16 protein-coding genes, 1 tRNA gene and 1 CRISPR repeat array (1 of these 18 cut by a window edge) are annotated in these 21290 nt (G+C 46.1%); of the genes, 10 read left to right on the top strand and 7 right to left on the bottom strand.

Annotated elements, in window-relative coordinates; translation table 11 throughout:
* Positions 1 to 1838: a CRISPR direct-repeat array (repeat unit 30 nt; unit sequence CTTTCAATCCTATAATAGTGCGATTCAAAC) (it extends 243 nt beyond the left edge of the window).
* Between the two features lie 100 nt (positions 1839 to 1938).
* The 3 genes from cas2 to cas4 are packed head-to-tail and all read right to left on the bottom strand — an operon-like array spanning position 1939 to position 3739.
* Complete coding sequence (gene cas2, locus NVIE_RS12345) at positions 1939 to 2202, bottom strand: CRISPR-associated endonuclease Cas2 (protein ID WP_075055523.1); 264 nt, start codon at positions 2200 to 2202, stop codon at positions 1939 to 1941.
* Between the two features lie 9 nt (positions 2203 to 2211).
* Positions 2212 to 3198, bottom strand: a complete 987-nt coding sequence (gene cas1b, locus NVIE_RS12340; protein WP_075055522.1) for a type I-B CRISPR-associated endonuclease Cas1b — start codon at positions 3196 to 3198, stop codon at positions 2212 to 2214.
* A gap of 10 nt (positions 3199 to 3208) precedes the next feature.
* Positions 3209 to 3739 (bottom strand): CRISPR-associated protein Cas4, encoded by a 531-nt coding sequence (gene cas4, locus NVIE_RS12335; protein ID WP_075055521.1) that lies wholly within the window; start codon positions 3737 to 3739, stop codon positions 3209 to 3211.
* A gap of 77 nt (positions 3740 to 3816) precedes the next feature.
* Between cas4 and cas6 (NVIE_RS12330) the strand changes: the two genes are divergently transcribed.
* Genes cas6 (NVIE_RS12330) through cas3 form a run of 5 tightly spaced genes read left to right on the top strand, consistent with a single transcriptional unit; the run spans position 3817 to position 10233 of the window.
* Positions 3817 to 4515, top strand: a complete 699-nt coding sequence (gene cas6 / locus NVIE_RS12330) for a CRISPR-associated endoribonuclease Cas6 (RefSeq protein ID WP_084790822.1) — start codon at positions 3817 to 3819, stop codon at positions 4513 to 4515.
* Positions 4512 to 6245, top strand: coding sequence for a type I-B CRISPR-associated protein Cas8b1/Cst1 (gene cas8a1, locus NVIE_RS12325; RefSeq protein WP_075055519.1), 1734 nt, complete (start codon positions 4512 to 4514; stop codon positions 6243 to 6245). Before cas6 (NVIE_RS12330) ends, cas8a1 begins: the two co-directional genes overlap by 4 nt.
* Positions 6246 to 6270: 25 nt before the next feature.
* Positions 6271 to 7314 (top strand): type I-B CRISPR-associated protein Cas7/Cst2/DevR, encoded by a 1044-nt coding sequence (gene cas7i / locus NVIE_RS12320; protein ID WP_075055518.1) that lies wholly within the window; start codon positions 6271 to 6273, stop codon positions 7312 to 7314.
* 4 nt (positions 7315 to 7318) lie between these two features.
* Entirely contained in the window at positions 7319 to 8023 is a 705-nt protein-coding gene (gene cas5b / locus NVIE_RS12315; RefSeq protein ID WP_075055517.1) for a type I-B CRISPR-associated protein Cas5b, read from the top strand.
* Positions 7996 to 10233 carry a CRISPR-associated helicase Cas3' gene (gene cas3 / locus NVIE_RS12310; RefSeq protein ID WP_158435227.1) on the top strand — a complete coding sequence of 746 codons (2238 nt, stop codon included), beginning with the start codon at positions 7996 to 7998 and terminating at the stop codon, positions 10231 to 10233. Before cas5b ends, cas3 begins: the two co-directional genes overlap by 28 nt.
* Here cas3 and cas6 (NVIE_RS12305) read toward each other — a convergent pair.
* On the bottom strand, positions 10226 to 10882 hold the full coding sequence (gene cas6 / locus NVIE_RS12305) for a CRISPR-associated endoribonuclease Cas6 (protein WP_227717375.1): 657 nt from the start codon (positions 10880 to 10882) through the stop codon (positions 10226 to 10228). The genes cas3 and cas6 (NVIE_RS12305) overlap by 8 nt on opposite strands.
* Before the next feature lie 314 nt (positions 10883 to 11196).
* Between cas6 (NVIE_RS12305) and NVIE_RS12300 the strand changes: the two genes are divergently transcribed.
* On the top strand, positions 11197 to 12369 hold the full coding sequence (locus NVIE_RS12300; protein ID WP_075055514.1) for an AAA family ATPase: 1173 nt from the start codon (positions 11197 to 11199) through the stop codon (positions 12367 to 12369).
* A gap of 48 nt (positions 12370 to 12417) precedes the next feature.
* Positions 12418 to 13221, top strand: coding sequence for a PH domain-containing protein (locus NVIE_RS12295; protein WP_075055513.1), 804 nt, complete (start codon positions 12418 to 12420; stop codon positions 13219 to 13221).
* A 48-nt stretch (positions 13222 to 13269) separates the two neighbouring features.
* Here the strand turns inward: NVIE_RS12295 and NVIE_RS12290 are convergent, their stop codons facing one another.
* Positions 13270 to 14937 (bottom strand): hypothetical protein, encoded by a 1668-nt coding sequence (locus NVIE_RS12290; RefSeq protein WP_075055512.1) that lies wholly within the window; start codon positions 14935 to 14937, stop codon positions 13270 to 13272.
* A gap of 255 nt (positions 14938 to 15192) precedes the next feature.
* Here NVIE_RS12290 and NVIE_RS12285 point away from each other — a divergent pair, with 255 nt between their 5' ends.
* Positions 15193 to 15723, top strand: coding sequence for a hypothetical protein (locus NVIE_RS12285; RefSeq protein WP_075055511.1), 531 nt, complete (start codon positions 15193 to 15195; stop codon positions 15721 to 15723).
* Positions 15724 to 16879: 1156 nt separating this feature from the next.
* Positions 16880 to 17515, top strand: coding sequence for a DDE-type integrase/transposase/recombinase (locus tag NVIE_RS12280; RefSeq protein WP_075053693.1), 636 nt, complete (start codon positions 16880 to 16882; stop codon positions 17513 to 17515).
* An 851-nt stretch (positions 17516 to 18366) separates the two neighbouring features.
* Here the strand turns inward: NVIE_RS12280 and NVIE_RS12275 are convergent.
* The gene (locus tag NVIE_RS12275; RefSeq protein ID WP_075055510.1) at positions 18367 to 19692 is read right to left on the bottom strand and encodes a hypothetical protein; all 1326 of its coding nucleotides are present in this window, start codon (positions 19690 to 19692) and stop codon (positions 18367 to 18369) included.
* A 103-nt stretch (positions 19693 to 19795) separates the two neighbouring features.
* Positions 19796 to 19888 (bottom strand) — tRNA-Arg (locus tag NVIE_RS12270).
* Positions 19889 to 20165: 277 nt separating this feature from the next.
* On the opposite strand from NVIE_RS12270, the gene NVIE_RS12265 reads away from it, so the two are divergent.
* On the top strand, positions 20166 to 21257 hold the full coding sequence (locus NVIE_RS12265; protein ID WP_144239716.1) for a hypothetical protein: 1092 nt from the start codon (positions 20166 to 20168) through the stop codon (positions 21255 to 21257).
* The last annotated feature ends 33 nt before the right edge of the window (positions 21258 to 21290 follow it).

The raw sequence follows: 21290 nt of genomic DNA, 5'->3' as shown, positions 1-21290 counted from the left end.
TTATCCTCGTTGAGCGTTGAAGCTTTCAATCCTATAATAGTGCGATTCAAACCTTGATACCATACGCATTTACTACTTGGTTTGGAGATCTTTCAATCCTATAATAGTGCGATTCAAACGCGGCAGCCCGCCTTCCACTGGCGGCGGTGGAACGTCCTTTCAATCCTATAATAGTGCGATTCAAACTTAATTGTGCTTGGGCTGTTGATGGTCCTGATAACCCTTTCAATCCTATAATAGTGCGATTCAAACTTTACCAGGCCCACCCCATTACCGTATTTGTCTACCCTTTCAATCCTATAATAGTGCGATTCAAACAGAGCATGTGGGGCGGTCTTTCAGAGAGCCAAATTACTTTCAATCCTATAATAGTGCGATTCAAACCAAAAAACGCAAGCGCAAGATTCCTTTCATGGTGCTCTTTCAATCCTATAATAGTGCGATTCAAACGATGGCTAGACATCAACGTGATTTCCCAAGGATATTCTTTCAATCCTATAATAGTGCGATTCAAACTAGCGCGCAAATAGGCCATATCTTTACTGCAACAATCTTTCAATCCTATAATAGTGCGATTCAAACGAGCAGGCACGCTTTTTGCCAATTCTTTAACTTTTTCTTTCAATCCTATAATAGTGCGATTCAAACGGGAGCGTCGTCGTCTTCAAAGTCGTCGTCAAGCGGCTTTCAATCCTATAATAGTGCGATTCAAACACTCATTATTGCGTCCGGATTGCCGGCACCTGCTGCCTTTCAATCCTATAATAGTGCGATTCAAACTAAGTATGTGGGGCTTGACATCCAAATTGTTAACAGCTTTCAATCCTATAATAGTGCGATTCAAACCAGCGTTGAACGCACTGAGCAACGGCAAGTAAGGGGGCTTTCAATCCTATAATAGTGCGATTCAAACGTGGAGGCGAGCGGCACGCGCCACGGCGCGCTTTACTTTCAATCCTATAATAGTGCGATTCAAACTGGGTAATGATGAGAGAACGGGAGAAACTCCCTGCTCTTTCAATCCTATAATAGTGCGATTCAAACCAATCAAAAACGTAGTTCTTGGCACTCCTTTTACAACTTTCAATCCTATAATAGTGCGATTCAAACAGGACATGGAGCGTATAACCTATCCTTTATCATATTCTTTCAATCCTATAATAGTGCGATTCAAACAAATACGACTATGGAAGGCGGAAGGTCGTCTCAAAGCTTTCAATCCTATAATAGTGCGATTCAAACGGCATAGTGGTTGGAATCATCGGCCTCGGTCTCTTTACTTTCAATCCTATAATAGTGCGATTCAAACCTAAAGGGCAAAGACAAAATCCCTGCCGTACCCAAACCTTTCAATCCTATAATAGTGCGATTCAAACACACTTGATGGTATGCCTGTACCTAACTGTGGATTGTCTTTCAATCCTATAATAGTGCGATTCAAACCCGACTGCCAGATGTTGTATTGATAGTCTGCTAACTGCTTTCAATCCTATAATAGTGCGATTCAAACACGGATGCGACGGCTGCAACGACAGCGGCGCCAACTACTTTCAATCCTATAATAGTGCGATTCAAACCATGATTAACGGCAACATCCGGGGGATGATTGCTGACTTTCAATCCTATAATAGTGCGATTCAAACTAGCCTGTGGGCTATCCTTGCCGAATTGCCGTACTTTCAATCCTATAATAGTGCGATTCAAACTCTACTTCTACCATCTCTCTCAATACCTGGTACTTCCTTTCAATCCTATAATAGTGCGATTCAAACCTCTATGTTCCACTCCGACAACGCATCCTTAGCCTGCTTTCAATCCTATAATAGTGCGATTCAAACCCCCAAATTTTGGGCACCTTCTCATACATTCTCTTGATTTATCAACATTTGGGTCAGCCTCCGATGCTGCAATTTCTTTATAAATGCGGACTGCCTTCTGTCATAGAACGTTATCCGTGGTTCCTTTATCTCTTCCCCATGTTTTCTTCTCAATCCACGCCGGATTGTTAATAGAGTAGACTACAACGGAATCCTTTTCCTTGTCTATTACATTTGCAATCAAAATTCGAACCTCTTCTAGTTTACCCGTAGTTATTTCTCCCTCAAACGCGGAATTCTGAATCCATGTCAGGTACTTTTTCAGAATGTGGCGTACTGCATCGATTCTTTCCACTCCGACGTCGTATACTATAATGGCATACATCCTGTCCAGCTACTTGCTCCTCAATCCCCGGTAATCCTTCTCGCCCAGAAGATGTTTTACGAGTTTAAAGCACTCTATCCGTATCAGTCGTTGGTAGCTGATATTGCGTTTCAGGCGAGCATTGTTGATTGTGGTATCGAGTTTCTTTTGGTATTCTGCTAGGAATGTGCGCCTGCCCTGCTCGTTGAGATAGCAGAAGTTAAGCTCCTCAACAAAGTGTTCTTCTTTTATGATCCTGTTGTTTATCAGGTTGAATATCACCCTGTCCACGATTAGGGGCTTGAAGACTTCGCTTACGTCCAGCGCAAGCGAATACCGCCTCTCTCCCGGCTCGTGAAGGTAGCTTACCGTAGGGGTCAGCTGCGTGTGGTATATCTCTGTCAGCACGGTGGCATACATCAAGGAGTTTCCAAACGATATCAGGCTGTTGATCATGTTTTGTGGTGGCATCTTGGTCCTCTTTTCAAACTCAAACCCTTCTCTTAGAAACGAGTTGAAGGAAGAGTAGTAGGCATCTCTTGCCCTCCCTTCGATGCCCATGAGTTCGGATACGGTTGAAGCACTTTCAAGGGCTGCAGACTCGTCTTTGATTTTGTCGATGAACGCGCCAACGTCTTTGCCGCTCTTTTTGTAGTGGTCGAGGTTTGTCAGGATGTTGGTTATTGCTGTATTGACAAATTCCTTTGCTATCTGCAGCCTCTTTGACGGGTCGATGTAGTGTTCCACCTGCTTGACTATGAGGAATCCAGACAGCAGTTTTTCTCTCGGGTAAAAGCTTCCAGAATAGTATCCGTAATAGTTATAGAAATGCAGGGGTATTCCGTGCTGGTTCATGAATACGATCAATTTCGTGTTCAGGTCTATTTCTCCAAAGAGGTGGATGCAGTAGACGTCGTTTATTGGCAGGGATTTCTTTTCGCCATTGGAGTTTTCAAACTCAACTGTGTTTTCGCTCCTGCGAATCCGCCCGCTTTTAAAAATGTAATAGTCGCGCATATTTTTTGTCCTATCCCCAGCACAGTTCCCTGTACGCGCAGTTTTTGCAGTACGACTTCCACTCTGCCTCAGGAGGCTTGTCTTGATTAATTATGCTTCCCACATTAGCTAGAATGCCTGCCAACTCTGTTTCTTTGTCTGATGTAAGCTCGACATTAACTTTTTTCTTTAAAAGTGGGTAGTCCAGCACGCCTTTTGCCTCCAAGCCTGCCGACTTTTTTAGAAAATACAGGTAGTACAGCAGCTGGTAAATGTGGGCGTCTTCGATTTTCCTTGATCGCTTGACTTCGTGTACCTCTTTTGATTTTTCGACAAAATCTATCTTTATCCTGTCTATCTCGATTTCTTTCATGGGTTTGCGCTTGTAGCTGTTCTCATGCAAAAGCTTGCCCATCAGTACCAGGTCAGAATCGGATTCCAGCGTCATGTTGTGGGAAAAGAACCACAGCTTGCGCTTGCAGACAAAGTAGTAGTTGATCTGGGTGCCGGTAAATTGAAGATTTTCGCCTTGTTTGAAAAGTTCATCAGGCAGTGTCTGCATGCATTAACGTATGATCGGATAGATGTTATCTTTTTCTATTAAACTTTAATAGGTTCGGCTAATTTTATACGAAATTATTGAGATTTTCAGTCACCTATGACGTTACTGGTCCGGCTGAACTTCCCATAGATTACCGTGCAGGATTTGTATCTTTAATAAAGACTGCTTTGGACAAGGCTAGGAGTGCTACTTCACAAAGCATCGATACAGCCCCTTTATCCTTTGCAATAAGGTTTGACCGAAGGCCAATAATAAAAGACAAGAAAATCATCATTGGCAGTAACGTTAGGTTGTATGTCTCGTCAGCCTCACTGATGCTTGGAACGCTATTGTACAATAGCCTTTTATCAATCAAAGAATTTCCAATATATGATACGCAAATAGCGAATCCTTTGGTATCGCATATCAAAGAAGAACAGCTAAAAAGAGATTGTGTGATCTTTGCAACTCTATCTCCAATAGTCATTCGCCATTACCAGAAAAGAGATCAGCATGTGCTTCCTAATGAAGAAGGATTTACAGAATCATTCCAAAATGCACTATCTGAAGAATGGGCGCTGCATAACGGTGATCGCCTAGAGGATTATGGCAGAATAAGCTTTGAGATTTTAAAGTTTAAAAAAGTGGTAATGACTCACTATGGAGGATTGGTTTTAGGTTTCACAGGAGTCCTACGCATGGACGCAGCACCTCACGTCTTGAAATTCTTTTACCAAGCCGGCATAGGCTATCGTAGAAGCAACGGCTTTGGGTTTGTAGAGGTTGATGTGCAATGAGGATTGTTGCAGGAGATTGGCTGATGAACGCAGGCATCGTAGGTTACCTACGCATGCGCAAGCTTGCAGGCAAAAGACTGCCGGACCTATCTAAAGAGTATATTGAGATCACTCCTTCTGACCTAGAAGGCTATACAGACTGGTATTTCACCCACGTGTTGATGAGGAAAGCTGAGGGAGTATTCAGACCGGGATCAGAGGTATTTGCAGGCTTGAAGCAGACTCTGGACAACCGGCAATTCGCAGAACTCAGGTCGAAGTTTGCCAAGCTTGAGAAAAGCAGCCTTGGCAAAATCAAGCAAGACTACAACGATTTTGATTCCACGTTACAATCTACAATCAAGGCCGCAGAAGAATTTGGAAAGAAGGCAAAAGACCTAGCTGATACGGAACTGGCAAAATATCCTGCCTTGGATCAAAAGGATATTGCAAAAGTAGAGAAGCAGCTTGACGAGGCGGTTTCCAAGAACATAAAGCAGCTGCGCGACAAGAGCCTGAACTTTGTATATATCTACCTCAATTCCTTTTACAGGAACAAGAATGTAATTGCCAATCCCGCCAGCAAGGCAAGAAAAAAGTCCTTCAATGAGGAATATGTAAAACCTGCAATCAAACTCGTCGGCTCTTCCTCGTCATCCAACGGGGGATTTTTATGCAGGTTTTGCAAGCAAAACAGAGTCGCACCTGACAAGTTTGATGACGTCGATTCCATTTTTGCAGAAGGCATGTTTTCGACAACCGCGTTGACGATCAAATTCAAGAACTTTTTTTACAATATGCAGCCCGACCTTTTTGTCTGCGACGTGTGCGAACTTTTGCTGATCTCTGCATGGGCAGGTTTCACAGAAATACCATACAGATTCAGAGACACAGTCTATAACACTAACAACATCTTTGTAAATTTGCCATCTCTGGAGTTACTGTGGAAAGAAAATGAGAGCGTACAAAACCTGTACGCAAGGGAAGATGAAAATCTCCAAGACACCATATATCAAGACATCATTCAGGACGTATTTCTGAGCAAGCACGAAATGAAGGCAAGATGGGCCCTCTCAAACATCTTGTTCATAGAGATAAGAACCACTCCAAGAAAGGATAGCGGAAGGCCAGACTTTCGCTATTTCCACATTGGCGAAGACATTGCAAGCTTGTTTACAGAAGAAAACAGATATGCAGCAAATGCCCTCGACAACATTTACGGCCGAGTTGAGATAGGAAACGGCTTGGTGGTGAATCTTAAGCGCAACGTGGTCGCTAGGATATTAGAGCATGATTCGCTCTTTCCACTTTGCCATTCCCTGATGCTTGAACACCTGAACAGAAGGGATGGCTACTCGTTGAGAAATGTTTTTAATGTTTCTCTTATTTCCTCCATACGTGCATCAATTGCAGCCGGCATTGAGCGCGAGGGAGGAGGGCGTCCATTGCTAGAATCTAAGCAGATTTATGGCATCTTGAAAAGCATACAGAACGAAGGAAGCAATTTTGACGTGATAGATTATGATACAAGAAAGAGAAAGTCGTATTCGATGCTCTCCATGGTAAGAAACGGCCGCATTGAGGATTTCTGCGACACGCTGATGAAAATATACATGTCTCAAAACAAGCCTGTTCCTGATTCAATCATAGGCTTTCTCAACAAAGAAGACGAGATAGGATTCCAAGCCAGGGCGTATGCGTTCATGTCGGGCTTTCTCGGCGGCAGGACTTCGCAGCAGCAACAAGAATAAATAATACATACGAAACTCATATTCGATGCTGTCACCACAAGGTCTCACAGCCACAATAATATTTGAAGCCCAGTCGTTGAACTATGATGAAGGATTCGGGAGCAACCTTTCAGTCTTAAAAAAATTCCACAGGGGAAACGGCGAGGTATTCTCTTATTCTTCCAGACAGTCTCTGCGCTATTCCATTTTCATCCAAGGCGTAAAAGAATTCGGGTGGAGGCAGGCAGAGGTGGAAGCGGCTGGGAAGGGCGACAGCAAGGTAATCCAGCTTACGTCGAGTATCATAGATAGCGAAGAATCCGATCTCTTTGGCTACATGCAGACGAATTTGAAAATCACTGACAAAAAAGAAGCAATAGTGACTAGGACTACTCCAGTCCGGCTGCTCCCTGCGATTGCGCTCGAGCCGTTTAGCAGCGACGTCGAGATGCTGACAAACAAGTACCAGGCAGACAAGAAACAATTGTCGCCGAACATAGCCAACATAGAGAATCAAAGGTCATTGTACCGGTATTCTGTATGCGTGGACTTGCACAGGATAGGCACCGAGGCAGACGAACTAGGAACGAGGGTGTCATACGACGGCAGGCCCGAAAATGACAAGGACTATGCGGCATTTTTGAAGAGTCTACGGAACCGCGACATTGGAGTGGAAAAGAAAAGAGAGCGCGTGAGCCAGCTGCTCGACATATTGGGAAGGCTGTACAGAGATATCAAAGGCAGGCGCGAAGACCTCAAGCCACTGTTTATCGTAGGAGGGGTTTATGACACGCTCAACCCATTCTTTGAGAACATCACGAATATCGAGTGGGAGAAGAGCAGGCCAAAGGTAAAGGCTTCGTCGCTCACGCAGATGATCGGTAGTTCGTATGCGTCTAAAGACGACTCTGGAAAGGAAATTGCAAGGTCAGTGGCAAGCGACACGTTTATTGGAGTCAGAGAGGGCTTTTTTGCAAACAACATCGGGGAATTTGAGGCATCCTTTTCCAAAGAACCCCGGCCGCATGTCGGTTCGCCGGAATTCGCAATATCAGAACTCAAGAAGCAGGTAGCAGCTTATTACAGGTAATAAGATGCAGGCGCTCAGGCTAAGACTCCATCAACATAATGCTGTGTATAGGAACCCCATCAGCAGCGAGATAGTAGAGAGCTACCCGCTTGTTCCGCCATCTACCCTGCTTGGATTGATGGCCACGCTCCTCAGAAGAGAGCTCGAGAAGGGCTCGTTCAACCTTGCCATCCAAGGAACCTATGGCGCCCTGATGAGGGATTACCAGTGGTACAAGAAATACAACGAACAAACCGGCGGATACCAGTCTCACAGGTATCCCCTACTCGTTCATACGCTGTATGATGTAAAATTACTCATCCACATTGTCGCTAGAAACGATTCGGATTTGCGCTCTCTTCTGGAATCGTTCAGGCATCCGCCCTATTTCCTCTACCTCGGCAGAGCAGAAGACATCATAAAAATCGAGGAGGCAAACATCGTGAATATAGAAAAACGGAAACTTGACATCTCACACCTACCCTATAATGCATATGTCTCTGCAAAAGAGGCAGACTCTTTGAAGGCAAGAGGAGTCGCCTACAAGCTTGCGAGCTATTCCAAGCTCGTGCCCCTGCAAATAAAAAAGCAGACAAAACTAATACGAGACTTTGAGTGGGAGGATCTCCGCTACGTAGAACGCGGGGCGTACGTCGCAGAGTCAGACGTCGCGTGCTGGTACGATGGTGAAAACTGGCTTTGGTGGTCTTTGCCAAATCATCCCCAATAGATAATCCGGAGACCCTCTACAACCACACCCTTACTGTGGTGAAGGAAGCGCAATCTCTCAAAGATAGTTATGGGGCAAAGATTCTGCAGTCTGTTCCAGAGTCATATCGACAATTCTTCTGGGACGCGCTGTTTCTTGCATGCAAGGTACACGACCTAGGCAAGGTGCAGTCACTCTTTCAAAACAAGATATTGAAGGCGGCAAAGAGGAACAAGTCGGAGCTATTGCAGGTTGCCAAAGGCATAATTGACATACCACACAACATTATCTCTCCCGCTTTTCTCCATAACCTTGCGGAGCCATTTCCAGAAAAGATTCAGCCCGCAATTTACCAGGCAGTCGCTTTTCATCACGGCAGAGGAAAAGAATACCTGCTAAACGACAGAGCATGGATTCCTGTTGAGGACGCGATAAGAAAAGATGTCGATGGAAGGATAAAAGAGCTTGACGAAATGCAGCCACTGTTTGAAGGAGGCCTGGCGTCACCTTCTCCTCGGTATCTCAGGAAATTGCAAGTGCAACACGGGGCAGAAGAGGCAAGGTTTTATCTTTTGCTGAAAGGGCTGTTGCACAGAGCTGATCATGCAGGCTCGGCGCACATGGCTGTCGAGGTTGCTCCCAACAAGCATTCAGCTCAACAGGTGAAAGATTACCTCACGCTGCAAAAGAAGGTCAGGCCGCAGAATATCTGGCAAGCACCCTACGCGAGTTCAAGCGCAGGACACAATGTCATACTACAGGCCGGCACCGGTTCTGGAAAGACCGAGTTTGCGCTGCTATGGATAGATAGTGAAAAGGCATTCTATGCGTTGCCCATGCGAACCTCGGTCAATGCAATGTACGAAAGGCTCAAGGAGACATACAGATCCAACAATATTGGCCTATTACACGGCGACAGCGCAATGTACGCGCTCTCGACCCTAGATGGCAGTTCTTCAGATAACGGGGTATCAGACACCCTTCAGAAGATCGACGCGGCGCGCCAGCTTGGCATGCCAATCTCGGTCTGCACAGCCGACCAGATATTTACTGCCGCATTCAGATACTCAGGATACGAGAAGATCTTTGCCACCTTGGCATATTCGAAGCTCGTAGTTGACGAGATCCAGTCATACGATCCGGACATGGTTGCAGTGATACTTAAAGCTCTCATAGATATCTCTGAACTGGGAGGAAGGTTTTGCATCATCACGGCAACGCTTCCAAAAATGTATCTTGATTACATAGCAGAAAGGATACCCGGAATAGAAAGACCTCCTCCAAAGTTCAAGACATCTGGACGGCACAGGCTGAGAATGATGCCAAAAGCTATCGACGACCCAGAGGTGATAGACCAGATAGTGAACCTGAGCATGAAATACAGAGGCGTGCTGGTCATTGCAAATACTGTGAAAATGGCCAAGAAGATCAAGTCGTGCATACAGGAAAGGCAAACCCAGGCTTTCCTTCTGCACTCCATGTTCACGTATGAAGACAGGGAGTTCAAAGAGCAATTTGGGATCTTGAAGTGCCAAAACGGGATATGGATAACGACCCAGCTTGCTGAGGTTTCGCTGAATATCGATTTTGACGTAATGGTGACGGAAATATCGAGTGTCGATTCGCAGATCCAAAGGTGGGGAAGAGTGTGGCGCAACAACAGGCCAGAATATTCAAGCGCCGAACCCAACATCTATGTCGCCACAGTGCCCTCTGACAAAGGGAGCATCTATGACAAAGACTTGGTCAGTCTTACAGAGCAGGCCTTATGCACGCACAACTCTTCTCTGATGTCAGACGTAGATGAATTTGAACTTGTGCAGAGTATTTTTGGCGACCCCGCGCTTGAAGATTCAGGCTACAAAGCTAAATTCGACACGTCTATCAAGATGCTTGAAGAATATAATTTCTCTGTCGAAACAAAGTCAGAAGCGCAGCGCCTTTTCAGACGGATATTGAATGTCAGCGTGATTCCAAGCCAAGTCTATTCTGCAAATCAGGAAGAGATAGACAAGGCAGTGGCAGGGCTGAACAGCAACAAGGACAGAAAAGAGAGGTTGAAGCAGTTGCAGACGATTAAAAAGAAGACGGTTTCAATCCCTTACCACTACTTTAAGGACATCAATAGATGGTATCTTGATAAGGACCAGGACATCATTGTTGCAAATATGCAATATTCGTTTGAGACAGGCGTCGAACTTGCGCAGGTTTCTTCCGCAGCATTCATCTAACGTTCAGGAACCCAAATCCTAGAGAATTACGCTCACCCAAGCCGGCGTCAAGAGCGAACCGCACCATGTCTCTGTTGGCGTCTCTGCCAAACTCAAATTCCCACACCGTCCCTATCACCACATGATCGGAGCCCTTCATCAATACCCGAGTAGAGATCTGCTTTTTGAATTTGAACTTTTGGAAGAGGCCGACAGGCAGCAGATGGCGACTACCACTTTCAGGATGACCAGGGGCGGCGGCCAGCCCAAAGTACTGGGCGTATTTTTTCGCCAAGTTGGCCTCAAGCTGGGACATAATGAGGTCGATTGGGTGGTCGCTCCGCCAATAGACGTATTCGTACTGGCCTTTAGGCTCCACGCCCTGCGCTCGGTACATCTCCCGCGGGATCCTCATAACGATAGGAGTGCCGGTGATAATTGTAAAAGGGGCATCGGGAAGCTTAACGTCCAGCTCACGGGCATAGTCGATCTGGAACCTCATGCACCCCAGTTTTACGCCATCCACGGGCCTCAATGCGTCGCGGAGATGTGAAACGAACCCGGCGCTTGGCGACGACACTACCAAGGTGCGGATGTCGCCCTTCTTCAGGTCATATGCAGGGAACACGTTTGAAAAACAAAAGAACTTGTACCCCTCCTTGTCGTGCACATAGTCGTATTTACTGCCCTTCAGCAGACTGTAGATAAATCCCTGCAAATGGTAATGATACTGCATTTCATACGGACCGTCCTCCACGCACCTGAGTCTAATCAACAACCGCATGCCGGTTTTCTTGCTATAGATCGTCTAATGATGGCAGGTTATAGGGTTTCTTGTCTTACCCAGAGTCATACAACACATCTAATACGACAAATCAAACTGCCATTGTACGTCGACTCGAATCTCCAAGCAGCGGAGATTGAAAGAACAATATGTCAATAAACATATATGTCAGCCTACATATATGCTCGATGACATATCACATGATGATAGGCAAGCCGCCTGAAGACGTAATCGACCGAGAGAGCGAAGTAGGAAGGATTCTAAAAGCCATGACTGACAAGAAAGCAAACGCAAACTTTGCCCTCATAGGCCACAGAAGGATAGGCAAATCCACCATACTGCACAAGGTCAAGCGGGAGCTTGAAAAAGGAAACCATGCCGCAGGCTGCTGCATCCCGGTGTACGTCGACCTTGGCGAGTACCGCTACTCACCGGTAGAGCTTGCAGAAGTGTTGACAGAAAAACTGACAAGGGCATATGCAAAGGGCCTGCCAAAAGCATCACAACTCCTGTCCAAGATAACAAGCTCGCTTGGGCAGCTTGCAGAGATAAGGCGTCTGCGCGCCCGGTTCCTGGCGAAGTTGGACAGCACGGGGCAGCCAGCGATAGAGATCGACCCCTACATAAAAGATAGGGACAGCAAGTATGACCGTGCCCTTGACAACTTTTTTGAATATGCAAACCGCATCTCCGAAGCTTCCAAGAGAAGAGTCGTAATAATGATAGACGAGTTCCAACATGTGACAGAGTACGTCAAGTACGACGGCCTCGAAAACATCCTTGACTTTCTGCGCGCCGTCCTTGAGCGGAGGAAGAACGTCTCCTTCATAGTGAGCGGCTCACGGATACACTACCTGCGCAACATCCTGGGAGAAGGTGGTAGCCCCCTCTTTGGCCACTTTGCCATCATCGAGGTTAAACCTCTTGCAAAGGAATATGCAGTAGATCTTTTCTTGAAGTCAAACCCTCGTGCCACTGCGCAAGACTGCGAGGACGCGTATGCGCTCGTTGATGGCCACCCGTTCTACCTCGTAATGCTTGCAGAGGCGCAGACGGAAGGAGAGTCTGTCAAAGAGACCTATCGGCGCATTTTGACCAGTACTACGGGCGCGCTCTACCTGTACGTCAACTACATTGTGACCGAAGACCTCCCAAACTACAAGAGCACCAACTACAGGCGAGTGCTTGAATCGCTTGCGTCTGGAGAAAAGACTATTTCCGAGCTTGCAAAAGATGCCGACATAAGGCTGACGCACCTGCCCAGGCTGCTTACAAAGCTTATCGAGTACGACCTTGTGTACAAGGAAGGCGGCCGGTATTTCATAGCAGATAGGGTTGTGAGGGACTATTTCAAAATGCGGTCGCAGCCGTGATGATGGAAGAGGAGCGGAGAGGATACAAAAAGGGGAGGGAAAACGATAATGATCACTTTAGATGCAGATGAAGAACAGATAGCCCAAAGCAGAGCAGTGCTGGAAAGTAGCAGTGAATCAGGCAGGAAGGTCCGCAGCGCAGGAACGTTAACTCTGACCAACAAAAGAATCGCATTTGAATCTGACAGGCATGGTCTTGTCAGAGTGATTGCTCTCCATGCAATTCAAAGCGTTACTCCAGTAAAGAAGGATCAGTTGATAATTTCTTACCCAGACCACGATAGCATAAAGATACTGAAGGACAAATATTGGATAATAAAAGGTAAAGAAGATGCAAAGCCTGCCGATTATTGGCTAAATCTAATCAAGATGATGGTGGCCGCCGGCAAAGAATATGATGATGCCAGAGCGGCAGACGCTGGAATCGATGCTGCAAGCCAAAGAAACTTAGCAGCACGTGAACCTATTGCTGCCAATCTCTCTTCGTCGTCTCTCTCAAACCAAGATTTGAATTCGAATTCTCTTGTTATTGTAGATATCGCAACAAGCACGCTGCAATGGAACAAGGTACCCGGATGGAGAAAACACGAAGATGAGCGCATCTGGCAAGGCAGAGACAGAATGGAAGAGATGAGCAAACAGGAATGGCTTGCATACAAGAGAGAAGCATTCATACTACACAACAAGATTGATGACCTTTACGACGAATATTTTGAAGCCAGAAAGACGAAGAATAAGCAAAGATGCAAAGAAGTAAAAGAAGAGATGAAAATAATAGGTAAAGAGTTGTATGGCAAGGAAGGCTTTATCCCTTTCAAGAATATAGCAGCTGACAAGTGGTCTGAAAGCTAGGCCAAACCATGTGTTCACCAAAGGAAATTTCTTGGCTTGCAGAGTCTGTTACTTCACTTCGTCATCAGGGAACAGACTTGACAGAGACACTGGCGTAGTACCTGTGAACCGCAGAGTTCTTTCACTGGCACGCTTCTGCTCCCTTAGTTTCGCATTTTCCTTATTGAGCCTCTGATTGAACTTGTTTTTATTGTGTATGAGGCTAGCAGCAGCTTCTTTGGGTGGAGGACCTGTCTGTTCAAACTTTTCCAAGTTCAAAGATACCCTGCTTGCCAGTAATGGGTTTGTTTTAAACTGGCCAACACTTTCTTTAAAGCGTGCGGCTGTCCGCCTCGGATTTTGTTTCAGCGAAGGCTCCCCAAGAGCATCTGCAAGCTTTATAGCAAGTGCTTCCTCATCCATGCTAGAAACCTTCTCTATGAACTTCCACCCATGCCCTGCGCTCTCACCTTGTATTGGCGTAAATGCAAGCTCTGCTGTCCTTCCTTCCAGATGTAACAGAGCTGTGCTGTAAGGCGCCCTTTCTCTTATGGTCTGCAAGTTTGAAGACAGGCTTGCCGGCTGTACCCTGATTCCAGCAGGCATCAGATCTGGCCCAACTCTTATCCCTTTGACAGCCTCTGCCAGGCCACGGCCGGCTCCCCTTGCCCCTCCTGCAAGCATTGCTGGCGCAACTATCCGAAGGCCGCTCGTATAACCAACGATTCTGCTGCTGATTGGATCAGTAGAAGACGAAGGACTACCAAACACCTTGCCAAGACCACCTGCAGCCTGCACAACCGACATCCCTGAAGCTAGCGCGCCGGCTCCGGCAAACGCACCCATCACAGTAGCACCGGTTGCGGCGGTCGCTACGATGCCGGCAGTGCTTGAAAACACGTTTCCAATCCTTGGCGCCAACACGGTAGGCATCAGAGAAGCAGACACCAGAGTGCCAAATCCAGCCAGAGTAGACAGCAGGCCGCCCCATTGAGAAGATACCTCAAATCCAAACCTCAGGAATATGGCAGCCATCAGGCTTGACAGCACAAGCCCGACGAGCATTTCAATCAGAGAGTTGGCAGGGTTTCTGGTCAGCGGCAGCAGGCGCAAAACAAGAAGCAGAGGCAGCACGGCAACGAGGGCACCTACAAAGAATATGTGCAGGGCACCAAAGACTGCTATTGAAACCAGCGCCAAAAGGTCCAAAATGAAGACAAAGACAGACATTATTGAGCTCAGCACCGTCTGAGCAGGGTCGACAGCCGGCGGGCTTATTGTCGATTTTATTATGCCCATTATATCGCCCTGCCGCAGGATCAGGTTTGAATCCGGCGTTGTAATTACGTTGATCATTGAAGCTGCGGTGTTGTAGATTGGAAGAGCAACAAACATCAGCACCAGTGTTACCAGGCTTTCAGACAGTATGGTGGAAGCGGTACCTTCCTTCATTATGCGGATTGACTCAAATGCATATGACAGGCCGGCAAATGTAAGTACAAAGACATAGAACACAAGAGAGATGTTCTGCACCGACGCAAACACGCTCTGGATTGCCAGCCCGACTGTATCTGTGCTGCTACTGCCGCTTGTAACAAAGGAAGAGCTGGAAGGATCAGGTACTACAGGCAGGTACACCAAAAAGAAGTATATTCCATGCTCGCCGCCCAGGCTGTCTACAAGATAGGCAAACGAGCCGGCAACGCCGTCACTGAAGAGCTTGAATAGAAGCGACATAAATTGGCCCGGCAGATCGGGACCAGACGGCTGCTGTGGCGGTTGTTGCTGCATGTTGTCGATGATAGTAGTAGCGGCGGAATCAACAACAGCTGATGAGGAAAATAATACCACTATTACCAATGTTGATAGTAACGTCACGAATACATCCACAAGCCAAACGGCCATGTGCTCATAAAAGGCAGAAAAATTGAAGGGCATTTTTACGCCTTTTAAAGTCACGATGCATACGGCTGTATGAGCCGAGGTATACTGGTGCTCAAGGCAGGAATAGCGATGGTTTTTGCAGCTGTGTTGCTACTGGTCATGTACACTGACACATTTGCATCAAAGCAGCCGGGCATATCACTAGAACCCGGGCAGATATTCAGCATGACCAAATATTTTGCAGGTACTGGCAATGGAGAGACAGTCGGCATGTTTGCTGTAGTGCTCAAGGAGGGAAAGGAAGTTGGAGTACAAGTCGCTGCTCCAGACGGTAGCATCGTGCTCAAGACCAGGATAGGCTCCAAGAGCCAGCCAGTTATTGGTACTTTTCCAGTCAAGCAAGCTGGAAACTACAAGCTGACTATAGAGGGCAGCAATGAGCAGAATGTCAAGTTTGTAGCAGCTTTTGGCCATCCACCAATGTTTGATGCAAGCGAGCCATATCTGCAATCGCTGACGATCTCGGCCATTTTGCTGATGATTGGATTTATAACAACGGTGGCAGGGTTTGTGGTGTACTTTATCGATAGAAGAAGAAATATGAACAGTCCTGACAGAAGGATGATTCAAAACCGGTAAATGAGGAAGGTCTGCTCTGGCAGACAGTTACCAGGCAGCTTTACACAATAAAACATTCTGTACCTTTTGAAGCTTCAAGATGCACATCTGCAGAGGGACTCGAGTTTATGCTCGCAGCTGAGCAGGATGGTGAAAGAAGAACATGAATTTCCAAGACAGATAAAGCGGATTCTTGAAGTATGATTATTTTGTTGGCAGTGGCAATGGAACTTGATGATGTAAAAAATACGGTAAACATTCAGCGAGAGCTCGAAGCTGATATCGGCTTGAAATGAAAGGAATCAATGCATTCTTCCAAAATGGCATCTGTCTTGTAGTAGCTAACACACGTGGAACAGTACCATCAAAAATAACGCGAATAGAAAATTGGATGTAATGCACAATTTAAAGACGGATTGCAGATAGAAAATAGGGAAGCAACGGCACAGAGTTAGGGTAAATATCAATCGTAAACAAACGACAGGATCTTAGCATACAACGTAGTTGGACAGATAGAAAATGTATGATAAGGTTAAAGAAAATTGGACATGAAAATGGATAATGCGGGGGAATTGCTGGCACCAGCAGCAACTATCTTTTTGCATTGTAGGTACACACAGCTTTATTGCCATTCTGCGGCAGAACTAGAGCAGTGTCCGAAAGCGCAAGAACAATGCTCTGCGACGGCAAATATCTTTACAATCATTTTGGTGAGCTAGGGTTAACCGGGTTTGATAACACCTTATGTGTCGCTTTGTCAGGCGTATCAAGTCATGACCACGACTGTGGTTCTTCATGTTATTTCCCACCGTTGGCAGGCTATGCATCGGCGTATCACTTGATCCTGTCTGGCGCCATCGCTGGTACCAGGTTGAGTGTCCATCCTGCTGAAAGTTGGTACCAGTGGTACCACTGCACATGTTTGGCACCACTGGTGCCATTTTTTGATGCTGGTACCAGTCATTTTGGTACCACTGGTACCACATATCCGTGCCCTGGTGCCAAAACTGGTACCACTGGTATCAAAATTTGGCACCAGCCTGCAGGAATGGCACCACTGGTGCCAGTTGGTTTAGCCGTTCTTTATATATCATGTATTTAAGTTCTTTGATGCCCGGGGGGCTCTGTTAACTTAGGGTAATCTGTATAGCTAGGACTGTCCTAGCTTTTCATTGGCATGAGAAAGAGGACAGACCCAGCTATAATCAGATATGCACTGTACCTGTATTTTAATTCTAGGAGCTTTCGGCTGGCAGCCAGATCGCTATCACCAATAAAGAGAAGGAGCCACGTTGCTGTATGGAAATGGGTACAGAAATATTCCAGCCTTGCAGACAGGTTCCGGACAGACAGACGCCTTGTCAGGGCAATATTTGTTGACGAAACACTATTGCAGATAGATGGGCATGACTATTGGCTATGGATAGCGTACGAACCAACTATTGGCACATGCTTGATGATGCATCTGTCTCGTGAGAGGACCATTTTCGTATGTTACCAGTTCTTCAAGCAGTTGCAAAGGAGGTATGGAAGGAGGCCGATATTCACAGACGGTGCTCAGTGGTACAATGATGCTTGCAGGTGGCTCAGATTACGCCATTATGTGTACGGTACAGAATTGAAGAATTTGATGGAGCGGTTTATACAGCATATCAAGGACAGGACGGAGTGTTTTGACGACCACTTTCCATGCAGGAAGGAGAATTGTGACAGACAGCATGTCTGGAACTGGTTCAAATTATTTTTACTGTACCTGCATATGGGCGCAGACATGATACGGTTTATGACATTCCTGGCCAAGGATGGTGGCTAAGTTAACGGAGCCCCCGGGGCACCAAAACTGCAGTCTGCTGGATAAATCATAATTCAAAATAGGTTGGTGCTACGGCACCGCGTTCTTTTGGTACCACTGGTACCGACGGGTTTTGTCCTGACGGACAACGGTCGTTCGGTTCTTAGTTTATGCTACACCATAATACACGTCGTAAATATTTAAGGCGGAAATTGACCCCGAAATTTCTTTTTGCTGTGGCGGAACAATCGGCAATTGTCTTGTGCTACTTGCATACCTTGTACTTAAGTTCTTTGATGCGTCACGCATCAAAACTGCATTTTCCAAAGCATAATTCAAAAAAAGGCAAATGCTACAGCAGTCTCCCCGTGTCCAGGTACAGGTGAGCTTTTGATCCTGCCGGACAGACTGTAGTTTGGCTTTGATTTACTCTACTCTGTGCTATTTTATGCATCCAAGATATTTAAGACGAAAAACCATCTTTCATTTTGCACTAAATTTCAGTAGTTTTCTCGCGGTTTCACGGCTTTTATACATTTGACTTATCACTTGGCAATGAATCCAAGACTTGAACAGAACGGTTCCTTCATCCTCGAGAGCTGAAAAGGCTAAAGGCTAGGGCAGGAATAAAGACCGAGTTTAAGGTTGTCTGGTCTCCCAAAGCAGATTCAAAGAAGGAAGGTGAAGTTCTCGGTGATACCATATTCGTCTATTCATTGGATGTCGATGGGGCGCTACAGACCCTGCGGCATGAATTTGTCGATGTCATTGTAAGCAGCGCCATCGAACCTTATCTGAAACTGGTCAACACACTTTTATCAGCAATATCTGAAGATGCATACAAAAAGAAGAAGGGGCTGTAGAGACGCTGCTCAAGTTGCTAGTTGATGACAGACCCTCTTCCTGACCAGAACCTTGCCGCTCCTCAGCTCCTTCACTATGTCCCATCCACTCTGGACGTAAGAGACAAGTTCTTCTTCTGCCACCAATTTTCCCTCATAGCTTTCTACATTCAACCCCCTTGCCTTTGCAATCGCGTCCTTTATCGCAAGCATCTCATCTTCGATGCCATGAGGTTTGCCGTCTCTTTGCTTTTCTATCTTTATCTTCATCGGGTCGATGCCGTACAGCTTGGCCTGCTCCCTCCACATTTCAAGCAGCAGCTGTTTTCTGTCTTGTTCTTGGACCTCCGCTGTGGCCGTACTCAGGAATCGTTCTGATTCTCTGAAAGCTCTTCTCATGTCTGTCAGCAATTCATCAGGCAGCCTTCCCTTGTTCGTGGTGTACCGGGCTTCGATGTCACCCTTGTGTCCCATGAAGAACTGTCTGTAAGCGTGTGCAATCTTGCCCTGGCTTTCAGCTAACAATAGCGGAGTGTCAAAGTACGCCCTCAGAACGTAAGGTCGGGCTTTGATTACAGGCAGTATAGCTTCTCTGATCTCTTTTGTGATTGCAGGTGTGGTGATGAACTTCTTGCCAGCATCTTTGTTTTTCCCTTTCATCAAGTATCCCTGGCTGAGGGTTATCAGAGCAGAGCTTTCATTGATGATCTCGCCGCTGGCAATTCTCTTGTCAAGGTATGCAGCCAGATATTCACACCCTTCGCTTGTAAGGAACGTAAAATACCTGTGCCTTGCCTTGCTCAATGTTGACCTTACGATGACCATCGCCGGCACTGTCTGGAACACAGCTTTTCCGTCGACTATCTTCAGGTCGGGTATATCTCCAACAGTCAGCCCGTCGGAAGCAGAAGCGTTTCCCAGAACCTGCGGCCTCAATCCGGCAAATGCGATCAGGCCTGCACTTGCCCTTGCTCTTACCGAAGCATGATTCAGTACGGCTTTCAGCTCTTCCCTTGTGGGCACCCTTTCGTCCTGCAAGGTGACTGCCATGTCGGCATTTGCCACCTTTATCTTGCGTTTCAGCTCGACATAGTTGTACGAAAGCCACGACTTGGCTGCTTTTAGGACACCCTTGATGTAGGATGGCGCGTAACCTTCAGTCTCCAGCTGCTGAACGTGGTCATGCAGCATGTCTTCGACCTGCTTTGGGTTGGCGGTACCGATGGTGACGAGCTTGCTTGGTGTCGTGTGCCTTTGCTCGCAAAAGAGCCTCAGCCTGCGCAGATATACATCTGCGTTCAGCTTGCTGCTTCTGGACGGGTTTTCGTACCATCTCCTTACATCGTCGTCCTTCAAAAGATCCTTGCTTCTTTTCTTGCAGCTCTTGTTTCCCTGTTTTCCCTCCGCTAATTTCGTATTTTCTGCGCTTTTAAGGTGTGGACTCGATAAGTGGAGTAAGCGGGCCCGGTGGGCTTCGATCCCACGACAACTAGCTCCGGAGGCATGCGCTCTTTTTCAGATCAGCACCCTGTCCTGACTAGGCGACGGGCCCTAGCCAATTCCACGCTTGACCTTGTATATGAAATGTTGCATGAATACCCACGAATATCCCCATTGGTAGCGAGCCAAGATTGTAAGCTTTGGATGGATTTACATTGGGCATAAGTTGGCAAAACATAACTAGATTGTATGTATCTCATCAGAATAGACTATGCGTCATATGAATCTCGATGTGTTCATTGAGAGCGTAAAAAAAAGTTCGGGAGTCAGTTGGAGAGGATTGGCTATCTGAAGAAATAGGAAAAATACGATCATACAAGCCAACAAACTTGCGTAATCTTGGATTGTTAGGCGTTGAGGAAACGTGGCATCCGCTGGCCTATCTAGTCTATCAAACTGAAAATCAGATTCAGAAAAGCTTGCAGAACAGAATATTAGACATAGATGAAGCGGCGCTAAGAACGGCATACTTGGGCGAACGCATTAAAATACTTGAAGATAAGAAAGTAGAAGGACTGAAGGAAAAGATACTGGAACTAAGATCTCCTAAGAAAGATCTTTTCGAGAAGACCTATTTTGAAATTCAAGTGGCGGCCGCTTATGCAGAAAGAGGGAATAATATACAATTTGTCAAAACTACACCGCAAGAAGGAAAGAGAACCTATGATCTACTGGTTGATGACATAGAAGTCGAATGTACCAAGAAGGATAGAAAAACTGACAGAGACAGAGAGAATATTGACAAGTGGAATAATGTGGCGAGAGCTGCGGTTAGCCTAATGGAATATGTTGGTCTTAATTACTTCGTACACATAGTTACCCGGAGCGATCCAACCGATCAAGATGTAGAACATATAAAAAATGAAATGCAGAAACTACTCAAGAGCAAAAAAGAGGGAGAATTTCATTACGATAATGGTACAACTATCAAGCTGCAGATAGTATCATGGAAGGATCAAAAAGTACCTGTTTCAGGATTACCGCAAGTTGTCCTCGATGAATATGACCACTTGGTTATGAATATGAAGCTTGATTCAGAAAATATCTTTACGGCCAACTTCTGTGAGAATCCAAGAGTATTGGGATTCGATTCTGGCACTATGAATGATCGTATTGGAAAAATAGTTAACTCCGTCAAGAAAAAACGTGGTCAATTCAGTGGGACACGTCCGGCAATACTGTATGTGCACATGAATGGTCTGGAAAAAAGAGCGTCATCTGATGACCTATTGAACCTCGATGAATCATTGAGAGAGGAACTGGCGAGAAATACATCAATTACGGCTACCGTTCTAGCGGCAGAATACTATGAAAGAAAAGGGAACATCTTGGACTATCAACACAGAGTAAGAGTAACCAAAAATATCACTCCCAAAAATCCACTACCCACAGGGTTTTCTATTGTGGGAGACTATTCCTAACTGGGCTAACCTCTAAAGTCAATATTTGACGGA

This window comes from Nitrososphaera viennensis EN76, assembly GCF_000698785.1.
GTDB lineage: Archaea > Thermoproteota > Nitrososphaeria > Nitrososphaerales > Nitrososphaeraceae > Nitrososphaera > Nitrososphaera viennensis.
Note: the sequence above shows the minus strand (reverse complement) of the source record. Positions and strands in the feature narration are given on the sequence as shown.

Bases quoted from the DNA above. Each gene is read 5' to 3' on its own strand.
- NVIE_RS12280 (WP_075053693.1), top strand. From the start codon at position 16,880: ATGAGAAAGAGGACAGACCCAGCTATAATCAGATATGCACTGTACCTG.
- cas7i (WP_075055518.1), top strand. From the start codon at position 6,271: ATGCTGTCACCACAAGGTCTCACAGCCACAATAATATTTGAAGCCCAG.
- cas5b (WP_075055517.1), top strand. From the start codon at position 7,319: ATGCAGGCGCTCAGGCTAAGACTCCATCAACATAATGCTGTGTATAGG.
- cas2 (WP_075055523.1), bottom strand. From the start codon at position 2,202: ATGTATGCCATTATAGTATACGACGTCGGAGTGGAAAGAATCGATGCA.
- NVIE_RS12295 (WP_075055513.1), top strand. From the start codon at position 12,418: ATGATCACTTTAGATGCAGATGAAGAACAGATAGCCCAAAGCAGAGCA.
- NVIE_RS12300 (WP_075055514.1), top strand. From the start codon at position 11,197: ATGATGATAGGCAAGCCGCCTGAAGACGTAATCGACCGAGAGAGCGAA.
- cas4 (WP_075055521.1), bottom strand. From the start codon at position 3,739: ATGCAGACACTGCCTGATGAACTTTTCAAACAAGGCGAAAATCTTCAA.
- cas8a1 (WP_075055519.1), top strand. From the start codon at position 4,512: ATGAGGATTGTTGCAGGAGATTGGCTGATGAACGCAGGCATCGTAGGT.
- NVIE_RS12290 (WP_075055512.1), bottom strand. From the start codon at position 14,937: ATGTCGCTTCTATTCAAGCTCTTCAGTGACGGCGTTGCCGGCTCGTTT.
- cas1b (WP_075055522.1), bottom strand. From the start codon at position 3,198: ATGCGCGACTATTACATTTTTAAAAGCGGGCGGATTCGCAGGAGCGAA.